The organism is Chryseobacterium sp. 22543 (assembly GCF_052044565.1).
Taxonomy (GTDB): Bacteria; Bacteroidota; Bacteroidia; order Flavobacteriales; family Weeksellaceae; genus Chryseobacterium.
Genome location: NZ_JBQENH010000004.1, coordinates 585,009 through 609,856, shown reverse-complemented (window position 1 = coordinate 609,856; position 24,848 = coordinate 585,009). Strand labels below are relative to the sequence as shown.

The following is a 24,848-nucleotide window of genomic DNA, read 5'->3' as shown; positions in this document are numbered from 1 at the left end:
GTCTTTGCCATCTTCATTTGTTTTTTTATAATTTTCTGATGGCAATTACCTTATTCTAAAGCATTTTAAATTGATCTAAACCTTCTGTTCCTGTAGTTCCCAAGGTTTTATTTTTAAATGTATCGCAGATGATTCCTTTAATAACATTCGGAATTTCTCTGTGATCTTCTATGGAAATACAATTTTGTCCTAATAATTCTCTCCATCCTCTGTCTGCTCTCAGTGCCTGATCTGAATGTAAAACACTGATATGGTATACTTCGTACTTCTTCTTTACTTCTTCCAGCAATTCAATATGAGTATAGGTTTGCTGTCCTTTTCCCATAATTTCTCTGATAGCAGAAGCAGGAAGTGTTTTTAAACAAGGTTCATCTCCAACGGTAAACAGCAATCCTTTTTGTTTTCTTTTTTCAAAGGCATCTGTTCTGGTATGGAACGCTGCGAAATACCACGCTAATAGATAGCTTTCTCCGGCATTTCCGCCGCCGCCAGACTCAATATAAGTACGGGTAAGCCACATATCCAGTTCTGCATCCCCGGACTCAAACTGTCCCACCTGAAGCGGATAGCCATCACATTCATGGTCTCCGATTCCAAGAAATAATAATGCCGGATCCGGAACGCCTCCCTGAATAATTCCTCCCATTAGTTTAGGCAATCCATCTCTGATCAGCTCATGAGGAATATGTCCCATACTTCCTGTAACATCCAGTCCTAAAATAATCGGAACTGAGTTGGGGTGAACTTCAGAGTCTCTGGATTCTCTGAAAGAAATTCCGTGAGGATTCATTGATTCGTGAGCCATTCTTTTGGCATTCTGGGTAAAAATTTCACCTGCGGATTTTGTTCCGTACCCTGCTTTTCTTGCTCTGTCATAACGAGCGTCTAAATCGTATCTTGTACTTCCCATGACTATAGTGTTTTTCCAAATAAATATTCAAATCTCTTCTGGGTTACTTCAAGCTGAATATTAAGGTTTCTGATTGTTAATGATAATTCCATGTCTTTCTGAACGAATGATTCGGGATTGAAATCCGCGAATGTCAGACTGTTCCTGTCTAGAGGACTGATATCTATAAGCCCTTCCTGTTCGCGCTCGAGTCTTTTGATTTTTAATTCGATATCTTCAACTCTGCGTCTGTAAATCAATTCGGAATCTGCTCCGATGATCTTTGCACGGTCTTCTCTGATCTGATCATTATTTCTTTGTAATGATTCGATAAATCTGGGTTTTAATTCATCTTCCATGATCAAATATTTTTATTTGTGTTAATATTACGCTAATTAAACAAGACATAGCAATGCCATTTTTTAAGAATGTTTATTCTTTAGAATACATGATATCCGTTCTTAAAACATACTTCAGTCCACTAATCAAGGTCTTTCCTTCATGTCTCAGAGGATGATGAAAAATCAGTGCTGTTCCTTTCTTCGGAGCTATGGTAAACAGGCTTTCGAATTCTGTTTCTCCTCCTTCAAAATCATCATTCAGATAGATCATAAAGGTGTAAAAACTTTTCTCTTTTTCATTTCTGATATAACTTCCATCCCTGTGCATTTTAAACTGCTGTCCGGGAGCATATCTATAGACCCTAAGCATTTCATTAAAGTTAAGAAGCTGATATCCATCGTGTTCCTGAGGCAGAAATTCGGTTGCCTTTTTAAACAGATCTTCAGCCATTGTTTCATCAAAAATCATCAGTCGGTCATTATTTCTGACTCCTTTATTCATCTGCTGACGTCCAAATACATTGATTTTTGCTTCTTCAAAAACTTTTTCCTGCGAAAGACTGATATAATGATTGCATTCCGTTTCGGTCAGAAAATCTTCAATCAGAAATATCTGTGGGTGTAATTCTATTTTTTCCATGATTCCTATTTTGTATTGGTGATGTGTTTTAGTTTTTTAATTGATCTCTTACTTCCATTAAAGCAAATCCTAAGAGATTTTCTCCGTTCCATAATAAAGGATTTTCTGCTCTGCTGTCTGTTTCCAGCATTCCAATTCCCCAGATTCTGTCATAAGGACTCGCTTCCACAAGAATTTTATCTCCGGTTGACAAAAGAAAGTCTTTAAATTTCTGATTTTGAGAAAACTTCAAAAGATTTCCCTGAGTTACAATTTCATATTTATAATCATCCCAAAGTTTCGGATCAAAGTTTTTTACTTTTCGGCCTAAAGCTTTTGCCTGGTTAGGAGTAGCTGCCTTTAAGATTTCTTCTTCCGTTTCAGGATCATTAAATAACCTTGCTTTTCCGGCCATCATATAGTGCTCTGCCGTTTTATAAATGATCCCGTTTTCTTCAAATTTTCCGGGAAACCATTGGCTGAAGCATGATTTGGTTACCATATCTTTTGCCGTATGTCCCCAGAAAAAGAGAAATTTTATTCTTTCTTTCTTCTGAAACCGTTCTGTAATATTTTGTATGGTGTATTTCATGATTGCGTTATTTATACACAAATTTAAAATTTTATCAGTCTTTGCGCCAAATTTATTTGTGTTAATTTTACGCTAATATACATAAACTACTGATTTTCAGTTGTAAAAATTTATTTTATAAAACACGGATAACGCTAATTTTTATCACAATGACCCTAATCTTTAATTGATTTAGGCTAAAACTGATAGAATTTGATCATAAAAAACGGGCTAAAGCCCGTTCCTATTGAATGTATTTTGAGTGATTTTTCTTATATAATTCTTTTTTTTCTCCTATGCATTTGTGACCATTAGTGTAAACTAATTTGTGAAATTTGTGTTTAAAACTATTTAATTTCAAAATAAAAACCCTGTTCTTCAAGCTCTTTATATTTTTCTTTATTGAAAGTAAAAAGCTTTCCAGGTCTGCCACTTCCTTCTTTTTTAACATTATTCGTTTCGTTCAACAGTCCGTAACTCATGATTTTCTTACGGAAATTTCTTCTGTCGATTTCCTGTCCTACAATGGTTTTATAAAGATTTTCAAGGTCTGAAAAAGGAAATTCTTCGTTGAGAAGATTGAAACCGATCGGCTGGTATTGAATTTTTGTACGAAGTCTCTTTAAGGCAGTCTCAATGATTGTTTTGTGATCAAAAGCAACTGAAGGAAGTTTATTAATACTAAACCATTGTGCGTCTTCAGCATCAGAATCTGCAAACAATTCATGGTAAGATGGGTTCACAAGGCCCAGATATGCTACAGAAACTACTCTGTTTCTCGGATCGCGACCCAGATTACCAAATGTGTAGAGTTGTTCCAGAAAATCGGGTTTTATGCCTGCTTCTTCATAGAGTTCTCTTTTTACGGCGTCATCTACGCTTTCATCATCAAGAACAAGTCCTCCCGGAAGAGCCCATCCACCTTTAAAAGGTTCAATATTTCTTTTAATCAGAAGGATCTGAAGATCTTTTTTATCAAAATATCCGAAAATAACGGCATCTACAGCCACTTTTATATCCTGTAATTTTTTTGGAGACTCCATAAATTAATTTGCGTTACGAATACACAAAGTTACGATTTATGCTCAAATTAAAAAATAATTTCGGTTATAATAAAAGTTCCTATCTTTAAGTTATCATTCTAACCATCTTAAAACTAAATCATTATGAAAAATGTATTAACAATTCTTTTTATTGCTTTTTTATTAACAGCATGTGAGAAAGGAAAAACTACTGCTGCTAATACTACTGACAAAGCCGATTCTACTTCGACCTCTGAATGGAAACCTGTAGATTCTGCAACAGCTATGAAAGCCTGGATGGAGTATTCTACTCCTGGAGAAATGCACAAAATGCTGGCCAAATCTGATGGAACCTGGACTGGAGAAACAACAATGTGGATGGAAAACGGAGCAAAACCTATGATGAGTAAATCCGAGGCAACCAATAAAATGATGTATGGTGGACGTTATCAGATCACTAATCACAAAGGTGACTTTATGGGAATGCCTTTTGAAGGGATGAGTATTGTAGGATATGACAACTCAAAGAAGAAGTTGATCAGTACATGGATAGACAATATGGGAACGGGAATCATGCATGGAGAAGGAGAATGGAATGCATCCACAAAATCAGTTGAGTTTAAAGGAAAAATGACTGACCCCTCAAGACCAGGAAAAGATTGTGATTTCAGGGAAGTTTTCACATTTGTAGATGATAATAATCAAAAACTGGAAATGTACGGCCCTGATTCCAAAACAGGCAAAGAGTACAAAACCATGGAAATAAAATATACCCGTAAAAAATAAATCAGGAAATAAAAAAACCGCTTCGTCTGAAGCGGTTTTTATTTTATAATGAATTAATCATTTAGTTTTAATACAGCCATGAATGCCGATTGCGGGACTTCTACTCTACCAATCTGTTTCATTTTCTTCTTACCTTCTTTCTGCTTTTCCAATAGCTTACGTTTTCTGGAAATATCTCCACCATAACATTTTGCGGTAACGTCTTTTCTTAAGGCTTTAATGGTTTCTCTAGCAATTACTTTGGCTCCCAATGCTGCCTGAACTGCAATATCAAACTGCTGTCTAGGAATCAGTTCACGAAGCTTTTCACACATTCTTTTACCAATGTAATAAGCATTAGAATCGTGAATCAATGAAGACAGTGCGTCTACCATGTCACCATTGATCAGGATATCCATTTTCACCAATTTAGAAGAACGCATTCCGATTGGGGAATAATCAAATGATGCATATCCTTTTGAAATAGATTTCAGACGATCGTAAAAGTCAAAAACAACTTCAGCCAAAGGCATATTGAATGTTAATTCCACCCTGTCTGCTGTTAAATAGCTTTGGTTTACAATTTCCCCTCTTTTCTCGATACAAAGCGTCATTACTGCACCCACAAAATCCGATTTGGTAATAATAGAAGCTTTTATATAAGGCTCTTCAACTCTGTCTAAAAGATTGGGATCAATCATTTCAGATGGGTTGTTGATTAACATTGCCGTTTCAGGATCTTTTTTAGAATATCCGTGATATGAAACGTTGGGAACTGTAGTAATTACATTCATATTAAATTCTCTTTCGAGACGTTCCTGCACGATTTCCATATGAAGCATTCCCAAGAATCCGCAACGGAAACCAAAACCTAATGCTGCAGAACTTTCGGGTTCAAACACCAAAGAAGCATCATTCAGTCTTAATTTTTCTAATGAGAATCTCAATTCTTCAAAATCTTCAGATTCAATAGGATAAATTCCTGCAAAAACCATTGGTTTTACTTCCTCAAAACCGTCAATTGCAGCAGCAGCAGGATTCACAAAAGAGGTAATGGTATCACCCACTTTCACTTCTCTTGCATCTTTAATCCCGGAAATAATATACCCTACATCACCACATTCAATTGTCTTTTTCGGAACCTGTTTTAGTTTTAAAGTTCCCACTTCATCAGCACCATATTCTTTTCCAGTCGCGAAAAATTTTATCTTCTCGTTTTTAGAAATACTTCCGTTTACTACTTTGAAATACGCTTCAATTCCTCTGAACGGATTGTAAACAGAGTCAAAGATTAGTGCCTGTAACGGAGCATTGGGATCTCCAACCGGAGCAGGAATTCTGTTGACAATCTGCTCAAGCAAATCATGAACCCCCTCACCTGTTTTTCCAGAAACTCTAAGAACATCTTCATATTTGCACCCTAAAAGGCCCATAATTTCGTCGGTTACTTCTTCAGGGTTTGCTGACGGAAGATCTATTTTATTAAGAATTGGAATAATTTCTAAATCATTTTCCAATGCCAGGTATAGATTACTGATGGTTTGTGCCTGGATACTCTGTGCAGCATCAACAATAAGAAGTGCTCCTTCACAGGCAGCAATAGAACGGGAAACTTCATAAGAAAAGTCAACGTGTCCCGGTGTATCAATAAGGTTTAGAATATATTTTTCTCCTTTATACTCATAATCCATCTGGATGGCGTGCGACTTGATTGTAATCCCACGTTCTTTCTCCAAATCCATATCATCAAGCGTCTGAGACTGTAGTTCTCTTTGGGTAACGGTATTCGTATACTCCAATAGACGGTCTGCCAGGGTACTTTTACCGTGGTCGATATGAGCGATTATGCAAAAATTTCGTATGTTTTTCATTTAAGAATCTTGTAATTTGCAAAGATAAGAAAATGCAAGAGAATTTTTCATTCTAATTCTTTCTTTTAACTGAAACACAGATAACAATAGGAAGAGAAGCTCAATTTTTCCCTTTTTCAATATTATTTGGTTTTACCAAAGTCTTCCGGCAACAGGTAATTTCCTGTAAAAGGATCAAGATAAACTTTGGGGCCTAAAGTATTCTTTTTTTTATTTGAGAGACTAACATCTATGACCGCGCCAATAACACCTCCCACCAAACCACCTGCAGCAACTCCAATGGTGACACCACTTGCAGTTGTTTCAGGAAATAGTTCTGCTTTTGTTACTTCAATAAAAACACCGTTCTCATCTTTAAAAATCTCAGTGTAACCAACAGGAATATTTTTATATGCTATTCCTTTATACACAAAAGCGTAAAAATGTCTTATCCCCGTTTTCTCCTCTCCTTTTACTGCTTTTGTCACCACTCCTTTATCATTAGCCTGCAAAGTAAATCCGGGTTCAGGATTATGGGTAAAGAAGCTGTAATAATCTTTGTACACCCCTTCTTTCAATTCGTTTGCGTTCAGGATGCTAAGTTTTTCTTTTAATAGAGAGCCATAGCTAGGAAGATCACTTTCTGAAACACTAAATTCCCATGGTTCTCCTTTATAAGATTCTTTAAACAGATCAGTAAGAATTAAAGTCGCTTTTCTGGACAGGCTTTGGGCTAAATAGGGCGTTATACGTGATGAAACTGTTGCTATTGTATCTTTTCTGTCAATAAAATGATATCCATCTTCTTTCTTAATAAATGTACTTGCTCTTAATTCAAGCTTTCCGATAGAGTATTTTTCTTTTTTGTCTTCTGAGATATTCAACCTTTCCAGCAAAAGAACCATGTCATCATTTCCTCTTACCGGATTGTATTTATAAAACCAATCTGTTATGTCTTTGCCGGCATTATTTTCGAAAATAATTTTCACCTCGTCTTTATGATACATGACCATTCCGACTTCCTGATTTGCTCTTTCATCTATCACCGTAAAACTTTTAATAGAGTTTTTATTATCTTTAATAGATTTTGAAAGATCAATTGTTTCTATTTTCTGTCCCAATAATACCATCGAAAATAATAAAAAGAAAAGTGTTTTTTTCATATGTGAACTTTCTGGTAAAAGTAATTTTTTTTGTTGTAAAAATTAAACGGCTCTCACAGAAAGATCTGTAAGAGCCGTCCAACATTAAAAAAATAAACTATTATGGGTTTTGTCTAGGTCCCGAAGCATTATTGTTTCCATGAGGTTTTCTTTCATCCATTTTATCCTTCATCATTTTCTCGGATTGAAACAACTTCAGAACTTTCTGGCAGGGAATTACCTGCTGCATTTTTTCTGCATACCTTTTTCTGTTATCTAACAGTTTTTGTCCTACTTCAAAGCTTTGCTGCAATTTGGCCTTTGCTTCTTCATCCGTTAGAGTTTCAGGATCAAAGCTTGAATTAAACTGACTTTTGATTTGCTTTTGGCTATCCAGATATTCGTTATACAATTGTGTAAATTCTGCTTTATCACCTGGATCGACATTCAGATTATCCATAATCATATTGTTCCTGAATTTTTTCAGGAGCTCTTTTCTCTCTTCCGGAGAAAGATTATTGATGACTTCTTTCCTTTCCTTAGGGTCCATCTTTTTCCAGTCGTAATCAGTCCTTTGGGCATTTAATCCAAAGCCATAAATAATCAAAAACGTCAATAATATCTTTTTCATTTTCTTTTAATTATAAATATCCAAATAAACGTCCTGAGTCGAATTACTTGCTAGCTCTGCAATTTCAGAGTTAGAAAACGAGTCCAGATATTCATTCATTTGTGTTTCTACTTTTTTATTCACGGTTTTCACCGGTTTGGGTGTCTCGATTGTTTTTTCAGTTTCGCTTACATTTTTAGAAGCATAAACATTGTTACTCTTTTGATTTCCAACTGTTTGATTATTATTTTCAACAGAAGTTAAATCAGATTTTAAAGTTTCGTAAGCAAGCTCGCCCTCTGTTTTTGGTTCTTTGGTATTGGCTGTATATGTTGTTTCAGAATTCAATCCTTTTTGCGTAGAATCATTATCTGAATTAAAAACATAAGTTGCTCCAAAGATCAAAGCCAGTGATGCCGCTGCAGCATACATCCAGTTCAGCTTAAAGACAGGTGCTTTTTTACTTGTCTTTATATCATTCATAACGTTCTCCTGAATATTTTCAAACATATTATCAGGAACTGTGTAAATGTTTTTACGCTCTAATTTTTCTATGTCGAACTCTTTCATCTTTGTTGGGTCAAAAAATTATCTTTCGTAATTTTCTTTAATATAATCTTCTATTTTTTGTTTGGCATAATGATAATTTGTTTTCAATGTTCCTACCGACATATCTACAATTTTTGATATTTCTTCGTAGGGTAAATCATCATAATACCGCATCATAAATACCAGTTTCTGCTTTTCGGGCAGGCTTTGTATGGCGTTCTGCAGCAAAAGCTGTATTTCTTCGGCATCTCCTTCCGTATTATCAGCTACAAGATTCTGCATGTGATACTCCGGATCTTCATCAGTTTTCTGCATCTTCTTCATTTTATTCACCTGCTGCAATGCTTCGTTGGTTGCAATTCTGTACAACCAGGTATACAACTGGCTATCATTTTTGAACTGATGAAAATTTTGATAAGCTTTAATAAAAGTTTCCTGCAAAGTATCCTGTGCAAGATCTCCGTCCACAATAATTCTTCTTATATGCCAGTACAATCTGCTTTGATAGGCATCCATCAAGGCCCGGACACCTTTATCCTGGGTCCGTGGATTCTGCATCAACGAAATAATTTCCGCGTCCTTAATCTTCATGAGATGCCTTACATTGTTTTGGATTACAAAAATAACTGAAAGTTAAATTAAAACTTCAATTTTCAATTTAAATATTTAAAATAATATGAGACACTTACGCAATAAACGTGCCTATATTGAAGTGTGAGATTTCTGAGGACATCTTCCTTTTCCGGCTCAGCTTAAAATCTTATATTTGTTATATGCAAATTGTAATCATCGGTTCCGGAAATGTTGCCTATCATATGGCAAAAGCTTTCACTTTGAAAAGTATTCCCCTGGCCCAGATTTTTGGCAGGAACGAAAAAGAATTGAGTAAGATTTCAGAAGAATTAAATATTCCTTATTCCACAGATCATCTGGAGGAAGCAGATCTTTATATCGTCTGTGTCAGTGATAATTCTATAGAAGAAGTTTCAAAGAGTATTTCCAGAAAAGACTGTTTGGTTGCCCATACATCAGGATCACTTCCAAAAGAAGCTTTGTCTGGTGAGTACAGGAAAGCAAGCTTCTACCCTTTGCAGACTTTTTCAAAATCAAAAGAACTGGAGTATGAAAAAATACCATTCTTCGTAGAAGCAGAAAATGAGGGAGATCAAAAAATATTGCTTGATCTCGCTTCACAGATTTCAGAGAAAGTAATGGAAAGCAGCCACGAAAAAAGAAAATACATTCATTTAACGGCTGTTTTCGCCTGTAATTTTGTGAATCATCTTTTTTCAAGAGCTAAAGAAATTTCGGATTCTCAGGATATTCCGTTTGATTATTTTTTACCGCTGATTGATGAAACGGTTCAGAAAATTTATGAAATTGAACCCAAACAGGCACAGACTGGCCCTGCAGTGAGAAATGATGTAAGAATTTTACAGCTGCATGAAAAGTTATTAAAAGACGAAAGTCTTAAAATTTATAAAACAATGAATCATTCTATTCAGGAAATGTATGAGTTATAAAGAGAAATTAAAAGATATTAAGGCATTTGTATTTGATGTTGACGGCGTTTTCACAGACGGAAGTGTTTATCTTCTTCCCGGAGGAAATATGTGCAGAGTAATGAATGTTCTGGACGGATATGCAGTAGTGAAAGCATTAAAAAACAATTATTTGATTGGAGTGATTACCGGTGGAAATGATGAAATGGTAAAACACAGAATCAATTACCTGGGTATCCAGGATTACTATCCGAAATCCCACAACAAAATAGATGATTTTGAAGATTTTAAGAAAAAACACAATCTTAAAAATGAAGAAATCCTGACTATGGGTGATGATCTTCCGGATATTCATATTATGGAAAGTTCGGCTATTGCGGCATGTCCTGAAAATGCAGTTCCTGAAGTAAAAGGAATCTCCGATTATATTTCCCCGAAAAAAGGAGGAACCGGAGCTGTACGTGATGTGATTGAACAGGTGATGAAGGTTCAGGGAAACTGGCATGACGATAATACTCAATCTGTATAATTACCGGTATGAAATTACTTTTAGCCTCTCAATCACCAAGAAGAAAGGAGCTTCTTTCCAACCTGGGTTTTGAATTTGAAGTTGTAAAAATAGACTGTGAAGAAATTCTTCCGGAACATATAAAAATAGAAGAAGCTGCAGCTTATCTATCTGATTTAAAAGCTGATGCTTTCAGACACTTGGAAGCAGATGAAGTTCTGCTGACCGCTGACACTGTTGTAGCTATTGATAATCAGATTCTTGGAAAACCTAAAGACGAAGCTGACGCTTACAAAATGCTTCAGAGCCTTTCTGGAAGGACCCATCAGGTTTATACAGGGATCACCATCAAAACTGCAGATAAATCCATTACAGAAACTGATGTTGCTGACGTTACACTTGATGAGCTCTCCGATGAGGAAATAAACTATTACGTTCAAAACTATAAGCCTTTTGATAAAGCGGGCAGCTATGGTATTCAGGAATGGCTGGGAATGGCAAAGATCACCAGCCTTACAGGAAGTTTTTATACCATTATGGGACTTCCTACTCATCTTGTTTATAAAATATTGAAAGAAACCTCCCTGATTTAAGAAATTATTGAAGTTTCGAATATCAGTTAAAGAAGAAATAAAATATTTCCACAAGAAATATAAATATTATTCATTATAAAATTTTATTATTTTTACAAAATCATCAAACTGCTGATAATAAAAAGCAGATTAGCAAGTTATAATTGAATAATGAAAAAGAATATATTATTCCTTTTAGTGATATGCCTTGTTGCTTCCTGTGCTACCAAAACAAAAAAGCCGGAGCAGCGATCAAAACTATTGAAAGGATTTTCCACATATTACAACACTCTTTTTAATGCGAAAGATGCGTTAAACAGTGAGTTTACAACCAGAGATAAGGGACATAAAGACAATTTTTATGCTCCTTATATACCTATTCTTACCTATGAAGAACAACCTTTGGGAAGTGATCTTGGACAATCAGAGGCTTTTGCCGAAAACTCCATGAAAATGGCTGAAGTAGCCAACAAACCTTCAGGAAGAGGAAATTCCGGAGTGCCGAATATCCCTGGTGGACCTCAGGGAAATACCCCTGCAAGGCCTGAAGGAGAACAAGGTAAAGGAGCTACTACACTTGAAATTGCGGAAGCAAAAGCTTTAAAAGCGATTAATAAATATTCTGTGACCAGAAATGGTGAAGAAAAAAACAAGCAGATTTTCGATGCCTATATGATTCTTGCCCAAGCGAGAATTTATAGAGGTAAATCCCTGGAAGCGCTGGATGCTCTTAATTATGTGTTCACCCATATGAAAGACGATAAAAGAATTGCACTGGCAAGAATTTATCAGGGGCTTGCCTATGACCAAATCAAAGATTATCACAGAGCTCATGAAACTTTTGCTAAACTGAAAGGAGAAGACATTAATAAAAGCTATGCAAAACTGCTGAGCATCTATTATTCTGAATCTCTGCTGGATGCAGGTAAAAAGGAAGAGGCAGCCAAAGAGCTTGATGAAGCTTTTGAACTGAACAGCAACAGAAAACTAAAGAGTAGAATTGCTTATCTGAGAGGCCAGGTTTTAGAAAATCTGAACCAGAATGATAAAGCAAGAGAAAGCTATACCGCAGCTTATAAATATGCCAATGATTTTGAATTTGAAGTAAAATCTCAGATTGCCATTGCTAAAACTTTTAATGGTAAAGGTGACTATGCCGGAGCCAAAAACTATCTGGAAGGAATCAGTAAAAAAGGTACTTATGGTTCCAGAAAAAATGAATTTTATTATGCTTTAGGCTTAATGGCCAACAAAGCAGGAAAAAAAGAAGAAGCCCAGCAATTCTTCAGAAAATCACTGTTTGAAAAGGTGTCTGACCCTCAGATCCGTGGATTGGCTTATTACGAAATAGGAAAAAGCTATCTTGACAAGAATGATTACATCGGGGCCGGAAGCTATTATGATTCTGCTCTTGCCGTAATGACGTATGAACCATCAAAAATCCTTTTAAAAGATCAGTCTGCCTACATCAAAAAGATTTCAAGGAATTATTATCTGATCAAAAAGAATGACAGTATTCTTTCACTGGCAAAGATGGATGAAGGCCAGAAAACAGACTATTTCACAAAATATATAGCAAAATTAAAGATTAAAGAAGAAAAAGAGGAACAGGAAAGAAGACGCGCAGAAAGGAACAAAGGATTTGATACCGGAGATTATAGCGCTAATTCTATTTTTGCTAACAGCTCTAATGCTTTTGAGGATTTCGGAGTAACTACCAAAGGATTTTACTTCGGAAATACCGGTACTGTAAGCAAAGGAACCTCTACCTTTAAACAAGTTTGGGGAGATCGTGCTCTTGCTGATAACTGGCGTTTTTCCAAGAAAATGGCTTCCATTGAAGATATGAAGAATGAAGCGTTGGGGGTAACTTCAGCACCTAATCCTAGACGTTTTGAACCTTCTTACTATATTGAGCAGATCCCAACAGATCAGGGTAAATTATCCCAATTGAAAAAGGACAGAGATACCGCTTCATTAGGTCTGGGAATCATGTATCAGAATTATTTTACCAACACTCCCCTGGCGACAAAAACGCTGTATGATCTTGTAGATGTAAAACCGGAAGAAAAGGTAATGCTACAGGCATTGTATGAAATTTTTGCCATGAATTATGAGAAAAATCCACAGGCATCTGAAAAAGCGAAACAAATTCTGTTGGCGGATTATCCTTACACTTCTTATGCTGAATTTGCCAGAAATCCTAAAAACAAATCGTTCGTAAAATCAACGGAGGAAGTTGAAAATGAATATAAAAAAGCATATGCCTTATTTGAATCGGAAAAATTTTTGGAAAGTAAGGAGGTCATAGATCAGACTCTTCAAAAATTTCCTAAAGATGCACTAGTTCCTAAATTGTACCTGCTCAATGCATTCAATGCAGGAAAATCCAGTGGAAAGGAAGTAATGATTCTGCAGCTTGAACAGATTGCCCTGAATTATTCTAAAACTCCTGAAGGGATAAGAGCTAAAGAAATGTTGATTTATCTGAAAAGCGACCTCAGCTTCCAGGCAACGGATAATAAAGGAAATGCCGTCCCTCAACAACCCGCAGGAGCACCTGTACAACCTAATGCCCAGAACACCGGCATTCCGCAAATGAACAATGGAAAAGTACAAAAGCTGGAAAATATCAGTACAAAAACTCTGAATATGGATCCTACTCCACAACAGGGAAATCCTGACCAGCAGCAGCAAAAAAATAAAAAATCAACAGAAACCAAACCTGGGTCAAAGGCACCGCCAAGACCTCAATAAAATAAAAAAGCGAAGATCTACTCTTCGCTTTTTTTATGCAGTTATTTATTATTTGAACTAATAATCTTACGGGTTCTTCTTCTTTACTCCATGGAAATCTTTGAGATAGAAAGGCTCAAAATAAGCCATATCTTCAAATTCTTTATTTCCTATTTTTTCCAATGTCTTTTTGATAAGATATTTCGCAGAAGGATACACATTCTCGTTAAAAACAGCATCAGGAAGATTCAGAATCTCTTTTGCTTTCTTGGCACCATCACCTACAAACAATACTTTTTTATCTCTGAATTCTTCAAAAGAAGTTTCGTCCAAAATCTTGGCTTCGGTCTCAGATAATTCTTTTCCCGTATTTCCATCATAAACGGCCGTATACACCTCCATTCTCCTCGCGTCAATCAAAGGCACTATAAAATCATAGTTATTGTCTAAAAAGGGCTCTATCATGCTTTCAAGGGAGTTTATAGCAATCAATGGAACTTTAAGACCATAGCAGAATCCTTTTGCAGAGGCTGCACCAATCCTCAAGCCTGTGTAAGATCCGGGACCTTTCCCCAAAGAAACGGCTTCGATATCTTTAAGAGCAATTCCAGCCCCTTCCAACGCCCATTCTACATAGGTATGAAGGCTTTCAGATTGTTTATAATTTTCAGAAACTTCTTCACATACACACAGCAGTTTTTCATTGTCTGATACCGCTACTGAACAGTTTTTGGAAGATGTTTCCAGATATAGAATTTTCATTTTTTTGTTTTAAGCTAAACAGCAAAATTGCTTTTAATATTCTGCAAATTTAGTCCATTATTTTGACTATTTTCTATAAATCGTTCTCGGTTCTGCCTGAGCACTCGGGTAGATTGTCATGTCTGAAACGGTAACATGTTTCGGAGCATTCACACAATAAGCAATGGCATCCGCAATGTCTTCAGCTTTCAGAGCATCATAGCCTGCATACACTGTTGAAGCTTTCTCACTGTCACCTTTGAATCTTACCAAAGAGAAATCGGTTTCTACAGCTCCCGGCTGAATATTGGTTACTTTGATCCCAAATTCCGTAAGCTCCAGTCTCATTCCTTCTGAAATAACGTCTACAGCTTTCTTCGTTGCACAGTACACTACTCCATTCGCATAGGTTTGCCTTGCCGCTACAGAACTGATATTTACTATATGACCTAAATTTTTAGTTTTCATAATCGGGATGATCATTTTAGAAACATAGAGTAGTCCCTTTACATTCCCGTCAATCATAGAATCCCAGTCATCAGTCTTGCCGGCAGAAAGAGGGTCCAACCCATGAGCATTTCCTGCATTATTGATCAGAATATCAATTTCTTTCCAGTTTTCAGGAAGCGAATCAATGGCTGCTTCCACTTCTTTAAGATTCCTTACATCAAACAATAAACTAAATATTTCGGTATAATGAGATAGCTCTGATTTTACAGCTTCCAGTACTTCACTTCTTCTTCCACAGATGATGATTCTGTTTCCTTGTTTTGCAAGAAGTTCTGCAGTGGCTTTACCTATGCCGGAAGTTGCTCCGGTGATTAATATTGTCTTCATAAAATTGCTTATTAACGATATGAATGGAATACTTTACCTGGAGTATGATATTATTCCCTTCATACATTGTTATTGATTTATTAATTTGCATCCAATGCCTGAAAAGCATCAGCTATGTGGTCAACTTTTAAGTTTCTGTTTTCATCAGGAAGAACGGAGATAATATCAAATCTGACTTCGTTATCTTTATTAAATTCTTCGAGATAATGATTGGCTGCAGAAACAATTGATTTTATTTTTGCTTTGGTTACAGCTTCCTGAGGGAGCATAAATGCATCAGTAGATCTTGCTTTCACTTCCACTATGATAATCAGATTATCTTTTTCAGCAATAATATCAATCTCCGCTTTTTGAAAACGGTAATTTCTCACAAGGATTTTGCAGCCTTTTTTCTGAAGATAACCGGCGGCCATATCTTCTGCTATTTTTCCAAAATCGTTGTGATCAGCCATATTTTGTATTTAAGAGTTTGAAGATAGGAGAGTCGTCTTTTTAAAATTCGAGCTTTACTTTAGTTCCAACTTTCATTTTAAGATTACCACCAATTAAAAGTGGCCGGTTATCTTTAATGTGTCCATTCGGGAAAGCAAATACTACAGGGAATTTATATTTTGAAATTCTCTCCGAGATCAGTTTATAGGCAAATTCATCAAAGCTTTCTTCATAGCTTTTATTTTCCTTTTCGTCTCCCATATTAGTCATCCCGCCAACGATAAGTCCTTTGATCTTACTGAAGACTCCTGCCAGCTCCAGACTCATAATCATGCGATCCAGGGCATAGAAATTTTCTCCGATATCTTCAATAAACAAGATTTTATCTTTAAAGTCAAAAGAATATTTTGTTCCTAAAAGGGCATAGATAAGGGCTAAATTTCCTCCAACCAATTCTCCTTCAATATTCCCTTCTTTATTGAATTGATTTGATTCAAGGGTGTATTTTGGAGTTTTTCCTTTGAGGATATCAAAGATCAGATCATAGCTTTCATCAGTAACGCCGAAACTTGATGTTTTAATGGTCTGCCCATGAATGGATGCAAAGCCTTTCTTTAACAGATAGCTTTGTATAACCGTATTATCAGAATAGCCGATATACCATTTTGGATTTTCTGTAAAACCCTTCATTTTTAGGTGCTGAATCAGGTGCTGACAGCCATAGCCTCCTCTGGAAGCCCATACCGCTCTGATTTCTGTATCATTTAAAGCCCAGTTGATATCTTTTATTCTTTCCTGTTCTGTTCCGGCATAATTATATCCGTTTGAAAATCTGGTGTAAAGATGTTCCCCGAGAACGGGGTCAAAACCTCTACTTTTAATCATTTCTATTCCCTTTTCCATTTGAGAGGCATCTACCGCTCCTGCAGGGGAAATAACAGCTATTTTGTCACCTTTTTTAAGGGACTTTGGAAAGATCATTTTTTTCATTCTGTTTTTTGATATTTTACTTCTTTCTTTTCTGCTTCCTCCAGTTGTCTTTCAAACTGATTGAACTTTTTGAAACTCTGCAGGAAGATAAAGAAACTGAAGATAATAAGAATACAGCCGACAACTCTTCTGATTTGGTTCGCCAGCTTTTGTGTTAATTTATCGTGAAATTGCTTGGCAAGAAATATTTTAGCAAGATCTATTGAAAGGTAAGTGGCCAGTACGATCCCTATGTATAAAATAAAACTGCTGGTGTCCGGATATTGATTCCTCACAGAAATTACCGTTACCAGCCAGAAAAGGATGACTCCTACATTCAAAAGATTAAAGAAAAAACCATTGAAAAATGTTTTAATATAATTTTGGCCAATAATCTTCTCTTCACCAGGCATATGCATCTTGGTTTTGGTAACCAACATCACAATCCCATAAATAAAAATAAGAATGGAAGTGATCCTGTAGAAGCCAGGATGTTTATCAATTAAAGCTACAATATCTGTACTGGCATAATACGCCGCTACAATACATAATAAATCTGCAGTGATAACTCCAAGATCCAATGATAAGGCATGTTTTGGGCCTCTGGAAAAGCTGGTTTCTATTAACAGGAAAAATATAGGTCCTATAAAAACCAAGCTCAGCATGAATCCTAATATGACAGCCGATAGTACAAGTTCTAGCATTTAATGTGTTTTAAAATGAAAAAAATTCATTTCGTTTTATACAAAGTTATACTTTATGATTTAATTATTCAATAAAGTTGTGATATATCAAGTGGATTTTAAGGAGAGTTTAATGTAAATTTTTTAAGAAAATAGGAGAGGAGGGTATATTCAAAAGTTTTTTGCTTCAAAAAATAAAAGGCTGAATGTTCATGAACATTCAGCCTCTTTATAATTTTATCTGGAGTCTTATTTTAAGACCTATTTCTTACTTCACAATCTGGAAGTCAAGCTGCTTCTGGATCAGATTAGCTTTTACCACTTTGATCTGAACTTCATCTCCCAACTGATACTTGTTTCCGTGTCTTATTCCGTATACCGCATGGGATTTTGCATCATACATATATGAGTCGTCTACAAGGTCTCTAAGTTTGATCAGTCCCTCCGCTCCGTTTTCAGGAATTTCAACCCAGAAACCGAATTCTGCCACTCCGGAAATAACCCCTCTGAAAGTTTCTCCCAGGTGTTTTTCCATGAATTTCACCTGCATAAACTTGATAGAGTCTCTTTCCGCATCTGCAGCCAGTCTTTCCATGGCACTGCAGTGTTTTGCTTTATCTTCAAGTTCCCCTCTGTTTGGAGATTTTCCTCCGTCCAGATAATGCTGAAGAAGACGGTGTGCAAGCAAATCCGGATAACGACGGATAGGAGAGGTAAAGTGACTGTAATACTCAAAACCTAAGCCATAGTGGCCAATAGGTTCAGTAGAATACACCGCTTTGCTCATACTTCTCATTGCAAGTGTTTCAATCATGTTTTCTTCTCCTTTTCCTTTCACATCATGAAGAAGTTTATTTAAAGATGCGGCAACCTTTTTGGTATTGGCCAGATCCATTTTGTATCCGAAAGTAGCAACGAAGTCTCTTAACGATTCTAATTTTGCAGGATCCGGATCATCATGAACCCTGTAAATAAATGTATTGTTGGTGATTTCACCTTTTCTGCTCAGAGAAACATATTCAGATACTTTTTTATTGGCTAAAAGCATGAATTCTTCAATCAGGTGATTCGAGTCTTTGCTTATTTTAAAGTAAACTCCAATCGGTTCATTATTTTCATCAAGATTGAATCTTACTTCACTTCTGTCAAAAGTAATAGCACCTCTTCTTATACGTTCATTACGCATAATCTTTGCCAGCTTATCAAGAGTATTGATCTCTTCTGCCAGGTCTCCCTGCCCGCTTTCGATACGTTCCTGAGCTTCTTCATAAGTAAATCTTCTGTCTGAATGGATTACCGTTCTTCCAAACCACTGTTTCTGAATTTCAGCCTCGTCATTCAGTTCAAAAACTGCTGAAAAAGTATATTTATCTTCGTTAGGACGAAGGGAACAAACATCATTACTCAAAACTTCCGGCAGCATCGGAACAACTCTGTCAACAAGATATACTGAAGTAGCTCTATTATATGCTTCATCATCAAGAATAGTTCCCGGAACTACATAATGAGATACATCAGCAATATGAACACCAATTTCCCAGTTGCCATTTTCCAGTTTTCTTATGGATAAGGCATCATCAAAATCTTTCGCATCCTTAGGGTCAATCGTAAATGTACAGATGTTACGCATATCCCAACGCTTTGCAGCTTCTTCATCAGTAATACTTCTGTCTATTTTATCGGCATCGGCCTCAACTTCCTGTGGAAATTCGTAAGGCAGGCCATATTCTGCAAGAATAGAGTGGATCTCTGTTTCGTGTTCTCCCGGAGCACCCAGCACCTTGATAATTTCTCCTTCAGGGTTTTTATCTCCAGGTCTCCATTCAGTCATTTTTACGATGACCTTATCTCCATCTTCAGCATTGTTGAACTTCGCTTTTGAAATAAAGATGTCTGTATTGATTGATTTTTTATCGCAAACAACGAAGCCGAAATCTTTATGAGCCACCTTCTGAAATGTTCCTACAAATTCAGTTCTGGTACGTTCCAAAACCTCCAGAACGGAACCTTCCAATTTCTTTCCTTTATAATGATAAGTTATAATAAGAACCTTATCTCCCTGCAGAGCATCCTTCACATTTTTGGCGTGAATGAAGACATCATCTTCCAATCCTTCCACATTTACGTAAGCATTTCCACTTTGGTTGAAGTCAATAATTCCAGTAAGCGTTCCTGCAATTTTCAGGTTCACTATATATTTTCCTTTTTCTACTTCTTTGATCTTTTCAGATCCCTGAAGTTTGTGCAGTGCCTGGATGACAAGTTCTCTTTGTCTTGGATTTTTATAATCTATTCCATCAGCGATCTGCTTATAATTATAAATTTTTGATGAATTCGCATTCATAAAACGGAGGATCAATCTTCCGATCTCCATCATTTTTAAATCATTTTTATGACTTATATATTTTCTTTTTTTTGGCATTTTTAATTTTCTTTTAATTATTTTGGTCTTACTTAAAATAAAACCTTTCTATAAATCTTCCCCGTTCATTCCTTATAAAGGTTATTCAATTTCATCATTAGATTCTTTCCGTACATCATCAGAAATTATCTTTCAGTTTACTTAGAACGGGAGCTTTAGTTTTGTATAAATTTAATACAATTCTTGAGAAGAAAAGAGAAAAACCTTCTATTAAATATGTTTCAAATATAAGAAAGGCTTTAGAGAATAATAGAATGTAATTTCTATTGGACACTGCAAATATACGAATAAAAAATAAATAAGGCTTGTAATGTAATTTACAAGCCTTAGTATATTTAGCAAACTGCAATTTTATCAACTCTGTTCTGGTGTCTTCCACCTTCGAAATCTGTTGAAAGAAATTTATCTACAATCTCAATCGCCAGTTCCTTTGATATAAATCTCGCAGGCATTGAAATCATATTGGCATCATTATGCTGTCTTGCCAGCGTTGCAATCTCCGGCATCCAGCAAAGAGCGCATCTTATTTTCTGGTGTTTGTTTGCAGTGATCTGAACCCCGTTTCCGCTTCCACAGATAAGAATTCCAAGCTCATTTTCTCCGTTTTCCACAGAGGTTGCAGCAGGGTGTACAAAGTCCGGATAATCCACACTGTTTGTGGAAAACGTTCCAAAATCCTGAACTTCAAATCGTTCTGAAAGATAGTTCTTAACAATCTCCTTATATTCATAGCCTGCATGGTCCGCTGCAATAGCAATTTTTCTTTTCATAATACTCTTATTAAGCTTTATTAGATTTTATTTCCTTACAAAGGTAAGAATAATAACAATTCGTGTTAGTAAACCCTGAGTTAATTGTTAAGAGGTATGTTAATAACTGTGGAAAACTTTTCTCAACTTTCTATTTTTAAAGATCAATTTATTTCGTAATAGAAATTCTTTCCGCAAATTTTTACCACAACTTTCCAGATGTTTTCTTCAGCTATCCCCAGATTTTTCCATAATAAAATAACTAATAATGGCTTGATTTCAAAGTTACCAACATTTGTTAATAAGTATGTGAAATAGCGGGTTTACAAGGATTTATATTGTGAGTTAAATATGAATTGAATAAAAGTTGAATGTTATCAATTTTTAGCCTAAAACTTATCCCCGAAACTAACAACACTCAACAACAACTACATTATTCTTTTTTTATAAAGAGAAAAAATTGTTGATTAATGGGTGATTGGGTTCGGGGAAAGTTTTTGAAAACTTTTATTTTAATCAATCTGTTGAAAAAGTTTAAAACCTTACATTTGTGAAACGAAAATTCAATGAGTTTCATGAATTTGTCTCCGCTGGATTTGCGGAAATGCAAACCGGGATCTGGCCAGCGAGACTTCATAGAACTTTGACAAAAATAAATCTGCTTATGAAAACAATCAATGATTTCAATTTTAAAGATAAGAAAGCTCTGGTAAGAGTGGACTTTAATGTTCCTCAGGACGATCAGCTGAAGGTGACAGACAATACAAGAATTGTTGCTGTAAAACCAACAGTGGAAAAGATCCTTAATGATGGTGGTTCTGTCATCTTAATCACACACCTTGGAAGACCAAAGGGAGAAGTGAAAGATGAATTTTCTCTTAAACATATTCTTGGCGAAGTTTCTGCTGTTCTTGGACAGGAGGTAAAGTTTGTTGATGAATGTATCGGAGAAAAAGCGGAACAGGCTGCTGCAGATCTGAAACCAGGGGAGATCTTATTATTGGAAAATGTACGTTTTCATAATGAAGAAGAAAAAGGAGATGCAGGTTTTGCTGAGAAACTTTCTAAACTAGGAGATGCTTATGTAAATGATGCATTCGGGACTGCACATAGAGCTCATGCTTCTACAGCAGTAATCGCTCAATATTTTCCTTCAACTAAGTATTTCGGTTTATTAATGGCTAATGAACTTAAAGCTATTGATAAAGTATTAAAGAGTGGTGAGAGACCTGTTACAGCTATCCTTGGTGGTTCTAAAGTTTCAACTAAAATCACCATTATAGAAAATATCCTTCCTGCTGTTGACAATCTGATCATCGGTGGAGGGATGGCATTTACCTTTATTAAGGCTCTTGGAGGAAAAATTGGTAATTCTTTAGTAGAAGAAGATAAACTTCCTTTAGCTCTTGAGATTTTAGGCAAAGCAAAAGAACATAAAGTAAAAGTATATCTTCCTTCTGATGCTATTATCGCTGAAAGTTTTAGTAATGATGTGGAAAGAAAAGAAGCTGATATCTATGCAATCCCTGAAGGATGGATGGGCCTTGATGCAGGCCATAAATCAAGAGATCAGTTTAATGATGTATTGTTAAATTCAAGAACTATTCTTTGGAATGGGCCAATCGGAGTTTTTGAAATGTCAAATTTTGCTGGCGGAACTGTTGCATTAGGTGAGAGTATTGCAGAGGCTACCAGATTAGGAGCTTTCTCTTTAGTTGGAGGAGGAGACAGTGTTGCTTTTGTTAAGCAATTCGGATATGCGGATCAGGTAAGTTATGTTTCTACCGGTGGTGGTGCCATGCTTGAAAGTCTTGAAGGACTTGAGTTACCAGGTGTAGCTGCAATCAACAATTAAATAAAAATTAAAGATATTTTATAGCCTGCTAATTATATTAGCAGGTTTTTTTGTTTTTGAATTTATAAAAAATTCCTTTATTGATCGGATTTTTCATAGTATCTTAGATATAACCTGTAGTTATATTGGTTTGACTTGAATTCGTTTTCAGTCACTTAGGTATTTAATAAATTGTGTGCTTAGTTTTTCTTTTTAAAATTTGGGATTAGAAAGAATGTGTTCTTGTTTTCATAACCAGATTTTTGTGATAGATTAGCTATGATTTTTGATATGAATTTGTACTTTTTTGAGATATCATGATATCTTTTTTTTATTAATTATCATGTTGTATTTTACAAACATTAGATTGATAAAATGACGTGATGTGACATAAAATTTCTGAAAGCTAAGAGTATTTTCTGATAACAATTTTTTGCCGAAGAATCTGTGATTGCTTAAATTGGATCTTGGAGTTTCATTGAACCTTTAAACTCTATAATAATTTAGGTAATTATATACAACTTTGCATTAATCCTGCTATATTACTATTGTGACGCTGTCATTTTGAATGTAACGTAGTGAAATGAGGAATCTAAGCTTTACATGAGATTTTTCCTTCGTCAGAAATCGATGATTCGTCCATAGTCAATGACAATGGTGTAAAATTCAATTGTCACCATAATTTACATATGTATGTGACTTGTTAGTATTTTTTTTAATTTAAAGAGCAAGTTTTATATGTTTAAGCTTTATTTTTATCTGAATTTTATATTTTTTTATTTCACATATTAATGATAGTGTTGTAATGTATTGTATATCAGTTTTTAAACTATTTTTTATTGTTAAATTATATGCTGTTTTTACTTTAAAGGGTAGTTAAAAATTAGAAATTATTTATTGAATACTATAAAATGAAGGATGAACTCAGTTTTCAAGAAAAATAATTTCAAGAATTTTTTTGAAATATATTTGCTTTACTCTTTTCTGCAACCAGTAATTTTTTTCGGTACTTTTTATTCTATCAGAATTTTCAACTTCATTATTTTTTTGAACTTTAAATTAACCTAAAGAAATTTCTTTGAAAATTTTTTATGTGAAAGATAGAATAGAGTAGGGGAGTTTTATATTCCGGATTTTAAATTTCCTTTTCTGGTTGAACATAAAATTTTTTGACTAAACAGATTTTAGATTTTGGATTTGATCAAAAAGAAATTTACTAAGGCTCTTAATTTTTTATTTTTTCCAATGAAGTCCCCAAAAATCGACCTTTATAATCACCTTTAAAATCTAAAAACTAAATTTTCCCGAGTATTTACATCTTGAGTAATTTTGAATCAAGATTTGCACCTTTTTTGTCAGGATTTAATTTCTAATATCTGTTTTTGTGTTTTTTGGATCAATTTTGTTCAGAAACTGGAAAGTAGATAAATGATTAAAGCAATACTTTAACTGAATCAAGAATAAGAGTTCTTGATTTTTCTTTTTTAATTGAAATGGAGTAGGGGAGTATTTATTATAAAAATTATAAGGATCTTAAATTTTTAAGTTTCCTTTTTCTAAATGATTTTAGTTGAAAAATAGAAAACTCAGGAGAAAAATCCTGAGTTTTTATTTTTTAAGCCTTGAAATGCTAAAATCCGACCTTCATAAATGGGTCAAAAATCCACTTTCTATCTTTTTTCGATAATGTATATCAAACTTGAAAATTCGTTGGAAAATAATGCTTTTACGTTTGAAATTGTTCCGTAGACTACTGCTTTTACCCAAAAAAGGGGTGATTTTTTGTATTTTTCGCTCAACATTGAGATGTAATAGGAGTCTAGCACTAAAGGTTTTATTTTTCTCATTTTCCAGTTTGGTTTTTTTGAAATCAGATTTTCCATTCCAACTTTTGAAAAATGATAAATGTGTCTGGGTACATCATAGGCGGCCCAATATTCTTTATAATGTTTTGCATCATATGAAGTAGGGTTGGGAACAGCAATAATAAGAATTCCTTTTTCTTTTAATTTCCCGTGAAATGCACTAAGCATTTCATCCTGGTTCTCGATATGTTCAAACACATGCCATAGGGTAATAGCATCTAAGCTGTTTTCTTCAATTGCATTGATATTATCTAATATAGAAGCTTTCGTTATTTTTCCTTGTGCTGCTTTTCTTGCATCTGCATCTGGTTCAAAACCGAAAGTTTCAAAATCATTTTCTATAAATTTAACAAATTCTCCGGCACCGCATCCATAATCAAGAACTTTTGATCCTTTTTTTATTCTGTCTACCAATACATTTTTCTTGTATTGAAGATTAAAAGACTGAAGGAATTTATAAAGCTTTTCTTTCAGACTTCCGGAATCCTGATGATGAGAAATGTAATCTTCACTTTCATAATATCTGGAAATATCGGATGGAATAGGAGTGGTCTTGAAGACTCCTTTTGTTTCTGTCTCTTTAATTTCAAAAATTTCCTGTGAAAAAAAATGATCTTTTATTTTCATTGAAATCGTTATC

At 35.0% G+C, this 24,848-nt stretch carries 24 protein-coding genes; 6 read left to right on the top strand and 18 right to left on the bottom strand.

The window, feature by feature from the left end; translation table 11 throughout:
- Nucleotides 1–55 precede the first annotated feature (55 nt).
- The 5 genes from ACTJIP_RS17260 to ACTJIP_RS17240 all read right to left on the bottom strand — a co-directional run bounded on the left by ACTJIP_RS17260 (nt 56) and on the right by ACTJIP_RS17240 (nt 3,463).
- Entirely contained in the window at nt 56–910 is an 855-nt protein-coding gene (locus tag ACTJIP_RS17260) for a hypothetical protein (protein WP_428168390.1), read from the bottom strand.
- Between the two features lie 2 nt (nt 911–912).
- Entirely contained in the window at nt 913–1,248 is a 336-nt protein-coding gene (locus ACTJIP_RS17255; protein ID WP_077413207.1) for a hypothetical protein, read from the bottom strand.
- Nucleotides 1,249–1,321: 73 nt separating this feature from the next.
- Nucleotides 1,322–1,870, bottom strand: coding sequence for a 2OG-Fe(II) oxygenase (locus tag ACTJIP_RS17250; RefSeq protein WP_428168391.1), 549 nt, complete (start codon nt 1,868–1,870; stop codon nt 1,322–1,324).
- A 28-nt stretch (nt 1,871–1,898) separates the two neighbouring features.
- Nucleotides 1,899–2,441, bottom strand: a complete 543-nt coding sequence (locus ACTJIP_RS17245) for an NADAR family protein (RefSeq protein WP_180564864.1) — start codon at nt 2,439–2,441, stop codon at nt 1,899–1,901.
- Nucleotides 2,442–2,767: 326 nt separating this feature from the next.
- Nucleotides 2,768–3,463 carry an NUDIX hydrolase gene (locus tag ACTJIP_RS17240; protein WP_034694004.1) on the bottom strand — a complete coding sequence of 232 codons (696 nt, stop codon included), beginning with the start codon at nt 3,461–3,463 and terminating at the stop codon, nt 2,768–2,770.
- A 123-nt stretch (nt 3,464–3,586) separates the two neighbouring features.
- Between ACTJIP_RS17240 and ACTJIP_RS17235 the strand changes: the two genes are divergently transcribed.
- Entirely contained in the window at nt 3,587–4,228 is a 642-nt protein-coding gene (locus ACTJIP_RS17235) for a DUF1579 domain-containing protein (RefSeq protein WP_440704873.1), read from the top strand.
- 53 nt (nt 4,229–4,281) lie between these two features.
- Here the strand turns inward: ACTJIP_RS17235 and lepA are convergent, their stop codons facing one another.
- From lepA to ACTJIP_RS17210, 5 genes are all read right to left on the bottom strand, one after another.
- Nucleotides 4,282–6,078, bottom strand: a complete 1,797-nt coding sequence (lepA, locus tag ACTJIP_RS17230; RefSeq protein ID WP_077413212.1) for a translation elongation factor 4 — start codon at nt 6,076–6,078, stop codon at nt 4,282–4,284.
- A 122-nt stretch (nt 6,079–6,200) separates the two neighbouring features.
- Nucleotides 6,201–7,220, bottom strand: coding sequence for a hypothetical protein (locus tag ACTJIP_RS17225; protein ID WP_440704872.1), 1,020 nt, complete (start codon nt 7,218–7,220; stop codon nt 6,201–6,203).
- Nucleotides 7,221–7,320: 100 nt separating this feature from the next.
- Nucleotides 7,321–7,830, bottom strand: a complete 510-nt coding sequence (locus ACTJIP_RS17220) for a hypothetical protein (protein WP_077413214.1) — start codon at nt 7,828–7,830, stop codon at nt 7,321–7,323.
- Between the two features lie 6 nt (nt 7,831–7,836).
- Nucleotides 7,837–8,379, bottom strand: coding sequence for a hypothetical protein (locus ACTJIP_RS17215; protein WP_077413215.1), 543 nt, complete (start codon nt 8,377–8,379; stop codon nt 7,837–7,839).
- A gap of 18 nt (nt 8,380–8,397) precedes the next feature.
- Nucleotides 8,398–8,949, bottom strand: a complete 552-nt coding sequence (locus tag ACTJIP_RS17210; RefSeq protein ID WP_047380042.1) for an RNA polymerase sigma factor — start codon at nt 8,947–8,949, stop codon at nt 8,398–8,400.
- Between the two features lie 182 nt (nt 8,950–9,131).
- On the opposite strand from ACTJIP_RS17210, the gene ACTJIP_RS17205 reads away from it, so the two are divergent.
- From ACTJIP_RS17205 to ACTJIP_RS17190, 4 genes are all read left to right on the top strand, one after another.
- Nucleotides 9,132–9,881, top strand: coding sequence for a Rossmann-like and DUF2520 domain-containing protein (locus tag ACTJIP_RS17205; RefSeq protein WP_219071983.1), 750 nt, complete (start codon nt 9,132–9,134; stop codon nt 9,879–9,881).
- A complete protein-coding gene (locus tag ACTJIP_RS17200) occupies nt 9,871–10,389 on the top strand; it encodes a KdsC family phosphatase (protein ID WP_047380044.1) in 519 nt (172 codons plus the stop codon). The genes ACTJIP_RS17205 and ACTJIP_RS17200 overlap by 11 nt, the downstream gene beginning before the upstream one ends.
- 8 nt (nt 10,390–10,397) lie before the next feature.
- Nucleotides 10,398–10,961: a Maf family nucleotide pyrophosphatase gene (locus ACTJIP_RS17195; protein ID WP_077413217.1), complete on the top strand. Its 564-nt coding sequence runs from the start codon at nt 10,398–10,400 to the stop codon at nt 10,959–10,961.
- A gap of 150 nt (nt 10,962–11,111) precedes the next feature.
- Complete coding sequence (locus ACTJIP_RS17190; RefSeq protein ID WP_180564869.1) at nt 11,112–13,697, top strand: tetratricopeptide repeat protein; 2,586 nt, start codon at nt 11,112–11,114, stop codon at nt 13,695–13,697.
- A 66-nt stretch (nt 13,698–13,763) separates the two neighbouring features.
- Here ACTJIP_RS17190 and tsaB read toward each other — a convergent pair whose 3' ends face one another.
- From tsaB to rpiB, 7 genes are all read right to left on the bottom strand, one after another.
- Nucleotides 13,764–14,438 (bottom strand): tRNA (adenosine(37)-N6)-threonylcarbamoyltransferase complex dimerization subunit type 1 TsaB, encoded by a 675-nt coding sequence (gene tsaB, locus ACTJIP_RS17185; protein WP_219071984.1) that lies wholly within the window; start codon nt 14,436–14,438, stop codon nt 13,764–13,766.
- A 66-nt stretch (nt 14,439–14,504) separates the two neighbouring features.
- The gene (locus ACTJIP_RS17180) at nt 14,505–15,254 is read right to left on the bottom strand and encodes an SDR family NAD(P)-dependent oxidoreductase (protein ID WP_440704871.1); all 750 of its coding nucleotides are present in this window, start codon (nt 15,252–15,254) and stop codon (nt 14,505–14,507) included.
- Nucleotides 15,255–15,334: 80 nt separating this feature from the next.
- The gene (locus ACTJIP_RS17175) at nt 15,335–15,706 is read right to left on the bottom strand and encodes a YraN family protein (protein ID WP_077413221.1); all 372 of its coding nucleotides are present in this window, start codon (nt 15,704–15,706) and stop codon (nt 15,335–15,337) included.
- Nucleotides 15,707–15,746: 40 nt separating this feature from the next.
- The gene (locus ACTJIP_RS17170) at nt 15,747–16,676 is read right to left on the bottom strand and encodes a S66 peptidase family protein (protein WP_180564872.1); all 930 of its coding nucleotides are present in this window, start codon (nt 16,674–16,676) and stop codon (nt 15,747–15,749) included.
- A complete protein-coding gene (locus ACTJIP_RS17165; protein WP_077413223.1) occupies nt 16,673–17,359 on the bottom strand; it encodes a LysE family translocator in 687 nt (228 codons plus the stop codon). The genes ACTJIP_RS17170 and ACTJIP_RS17165 overlap by 4 nt, the downstream gene beginning before the upstream one ends.
- Before the next feature lie 247 nt (nt 17,360–17,606).
- Complete coding sequence (gene rnr / locus ACTJIP_RS17160; RefSeq protein ID WP_428168393.1) at nt 17,607–19,760, bottom strand: ribonuclease R; 2,154 nt, start codon at nt 19,758–19,760, stop codon at nt 17,607–17,609.
- 335 nt (nt 19,761–20,095) lie between these two features.
- Nucleotides 20,096–20,530, bottom strand: coding sequence for a ribose 5-phosphate isomerase B (gene rpiB / locus ACTJIP_RS17155; protein ID WP_027372149.1), 435 nt, complete (start codon nt 20,528–20,530; stop codon nt 20,096–20,098).
- A gap of 643 nt (nt 20,531–21,173) precedes the next feature.
- Here rpiB and ACTJIP_RS17150 point away from each other — a divergent pair.
- Nucleotides 21,174–22,364, top strand: coding sequence for a phosphoglycerate kinase (locus ACTJIP_RS17150; RefSeq protein WP_180564873.1), 1,191 nt, complete (start codon nt 21,174–21,176; stop codon nt 22,362–22,364).
- Between the two features lie 1,649 nt (nt 22,365–24,013).
- Here ACTJIP_RS17150 and ACTJIP_RS17145 read toward each other — a convergent pair.
- A complete protein-coding gene (locus ACTJIP_RS17145; RefSeq protein WP_440704870.1) occupies nt 24,014–24,835 on the bottom strand; it encodes a class I SAM-dependent methyltransferase in 822 nt (273 codons plus the stop codon).
- Nucleotides 24,836–24,848 lie beyond the last annotated feature (13 nt).

Coding starts and splice junctions, on each gene's coding strand:
- ACTJIP_RS17260 (WP_428168390.1), bottom strand. CDS start 910: ATGGGAAGTACAAGATACGATTTAGACGCTCGTTATGACAGAGCAAGA.
- ACTJIP_RS17255 (WP_077413207.1), bottom strand. CDS start 1,248: ATGGAAGATGAATTAAAACCCAGATTTATCGAATCATTACAAAGAAAT.
- ACTJIP_RS17250 (WP_428168391.1), bottom strand. CDS start 1,870: ATGGAAAAAATAGAATTACACCCACAGATATTTCTGATTGAAGATTTT.
- ACTJIP_RS17245 (WP_180564864.1), bottom strand. CDS start 2,441: ATGAAATACACCATACAAAATATTACAGAACGGTTTCAGAAGAAAGAA.
- ACTJIP_RS17240 (WP_034694004.1), bottom strand. CDS start 3,463: ATGGAGTCTCCAAAAAAATTACAGGATATAAAAGTGGCTGTAGATGCC.
- ACTJIP_RS17235 (WP_440704873.1), top strand. CDS start 3,587: ATGAAAAATGTATTAACAATTCTTTTTATTGCTTTTTTATTAACAGCA.
- lepA (WP_077413212.1), bottom strand. CDS start 6,078: ATGAAAAACATACGAAATTTTTGCATAATCGCTCATATCGACCACGGT.
- ACTJIP_RS17225 (WP_440704872.1), bottom strand. CDS start 7,220: ATGAAAAAAACACTTTTCTTTTTATTATTTTCGATGGTATTATTGGGA.
- ACTJIP_RS17220 (WP_077413214.1), bottom strand. CDS start 7,830: ATGAAAAAGATATTATTGACGTTTTTGATTATTTATGGCTTTGGATTA.
- ACTJIP_RS17215 (WP_077413215.1), bottom strand. CDS start 8,379: ATGAAAGAGTTCGACATAGAAAAATTAGAGCGTAAAAACATTTACACA.
- ACTJIP_RS17210 (WP_047380042.1), bottom strand. CDS start 8,949: ATGAAGATTAAGGACGCGGAAATTATTTCGTTGATGCAGAATCCACGG.
- ACTJIP_RS17205 (WP_219071983.1), top strand. CDS start 9,132: ATGCAAATTGTAATCATCGGTTCCGGAAATGTTGCCTATCATATGGCA.
- ACTJIP_RS17200 (WP_047380044.1), top strand. CDS start 9,871: ATGAGTTATAAAGAGAAATTAAAAGATATTAAGGCATTTGTATTTGAT.
- ACTJIP_RS17195 (WP_077413217.1), top strand. CDS start 10,398: ATGAAATTACTTTTAGCCTCTCAATCACCAAGAAGAAAGGAGCTTCTT.
- ACTJIP_RS17190 (WP_180564869.1), top strand. CDS start 11,112: ATGAAAAAGAATATATTATTCCTTTTAGTGATATGCCTTGTTGCTTCC.
- tsaB (WP_219071984.1), bottom strand. CDS start 14,438: ATGAAAATTCTATATCTGGAAACATCTTCCAAAAACTGTTCAGTAGCG.
- ACTJIP_RS17180 (WP_440704871.1), bottom strand. CDS start 15,254: ATGAAGACAATATTAATCACCGGAGCAACTTCCGGCATAGGTAAAGCC.
- ACTJIP_RS17175 (WP_077413221.1), bottom strand. CDS start 15,706: ATGGCTGATCACAACGATTTTGGAAAAATAGCAGAAGATATGGCCGCC.
- ACTJIP_RS17170 (WP_180564872.1), bottom strand. CDS start 16,676: ATGAAAAAAATGATCTTTCCAAAGTCCCTTAAAAAAGGTGACAAAATA.
- ACTJIP_RS17165 (WP_077413223.1), bottom strand. CDS start 17,359: ATGCTAGAACTTGTACTATCGGCTGTCATATTAGGATTCATGCTGAGC.
- rnr (WP_428168393.1), bottom strand. CDS start 19,760: ATGCCAAAAAAAAGAAAATATATAAGTCATAAAAATGATTTAAAAATG.
- rpiB (WP_027372149.1), bottom strand. CDS start 20,530: ATGAAAAGAAAAATTGCTATTGCAGCGGACCATGCAGGCTATGAATAT.
- ACTJIP_RS17150 (WP_180564873.1), top strand. CDS start 21,174: ATGAAAACAATCAATGATTTCAATTTTAAAGATAAGAAAGCTCTGGTA.
- ACTJIP_RS17145 (WP_440704870.1), bottom strand. CDS start 24,835: ATGAAAATAAAAGATCATTTTTTTTCACAGGAAATTTTTGAAATTAAA.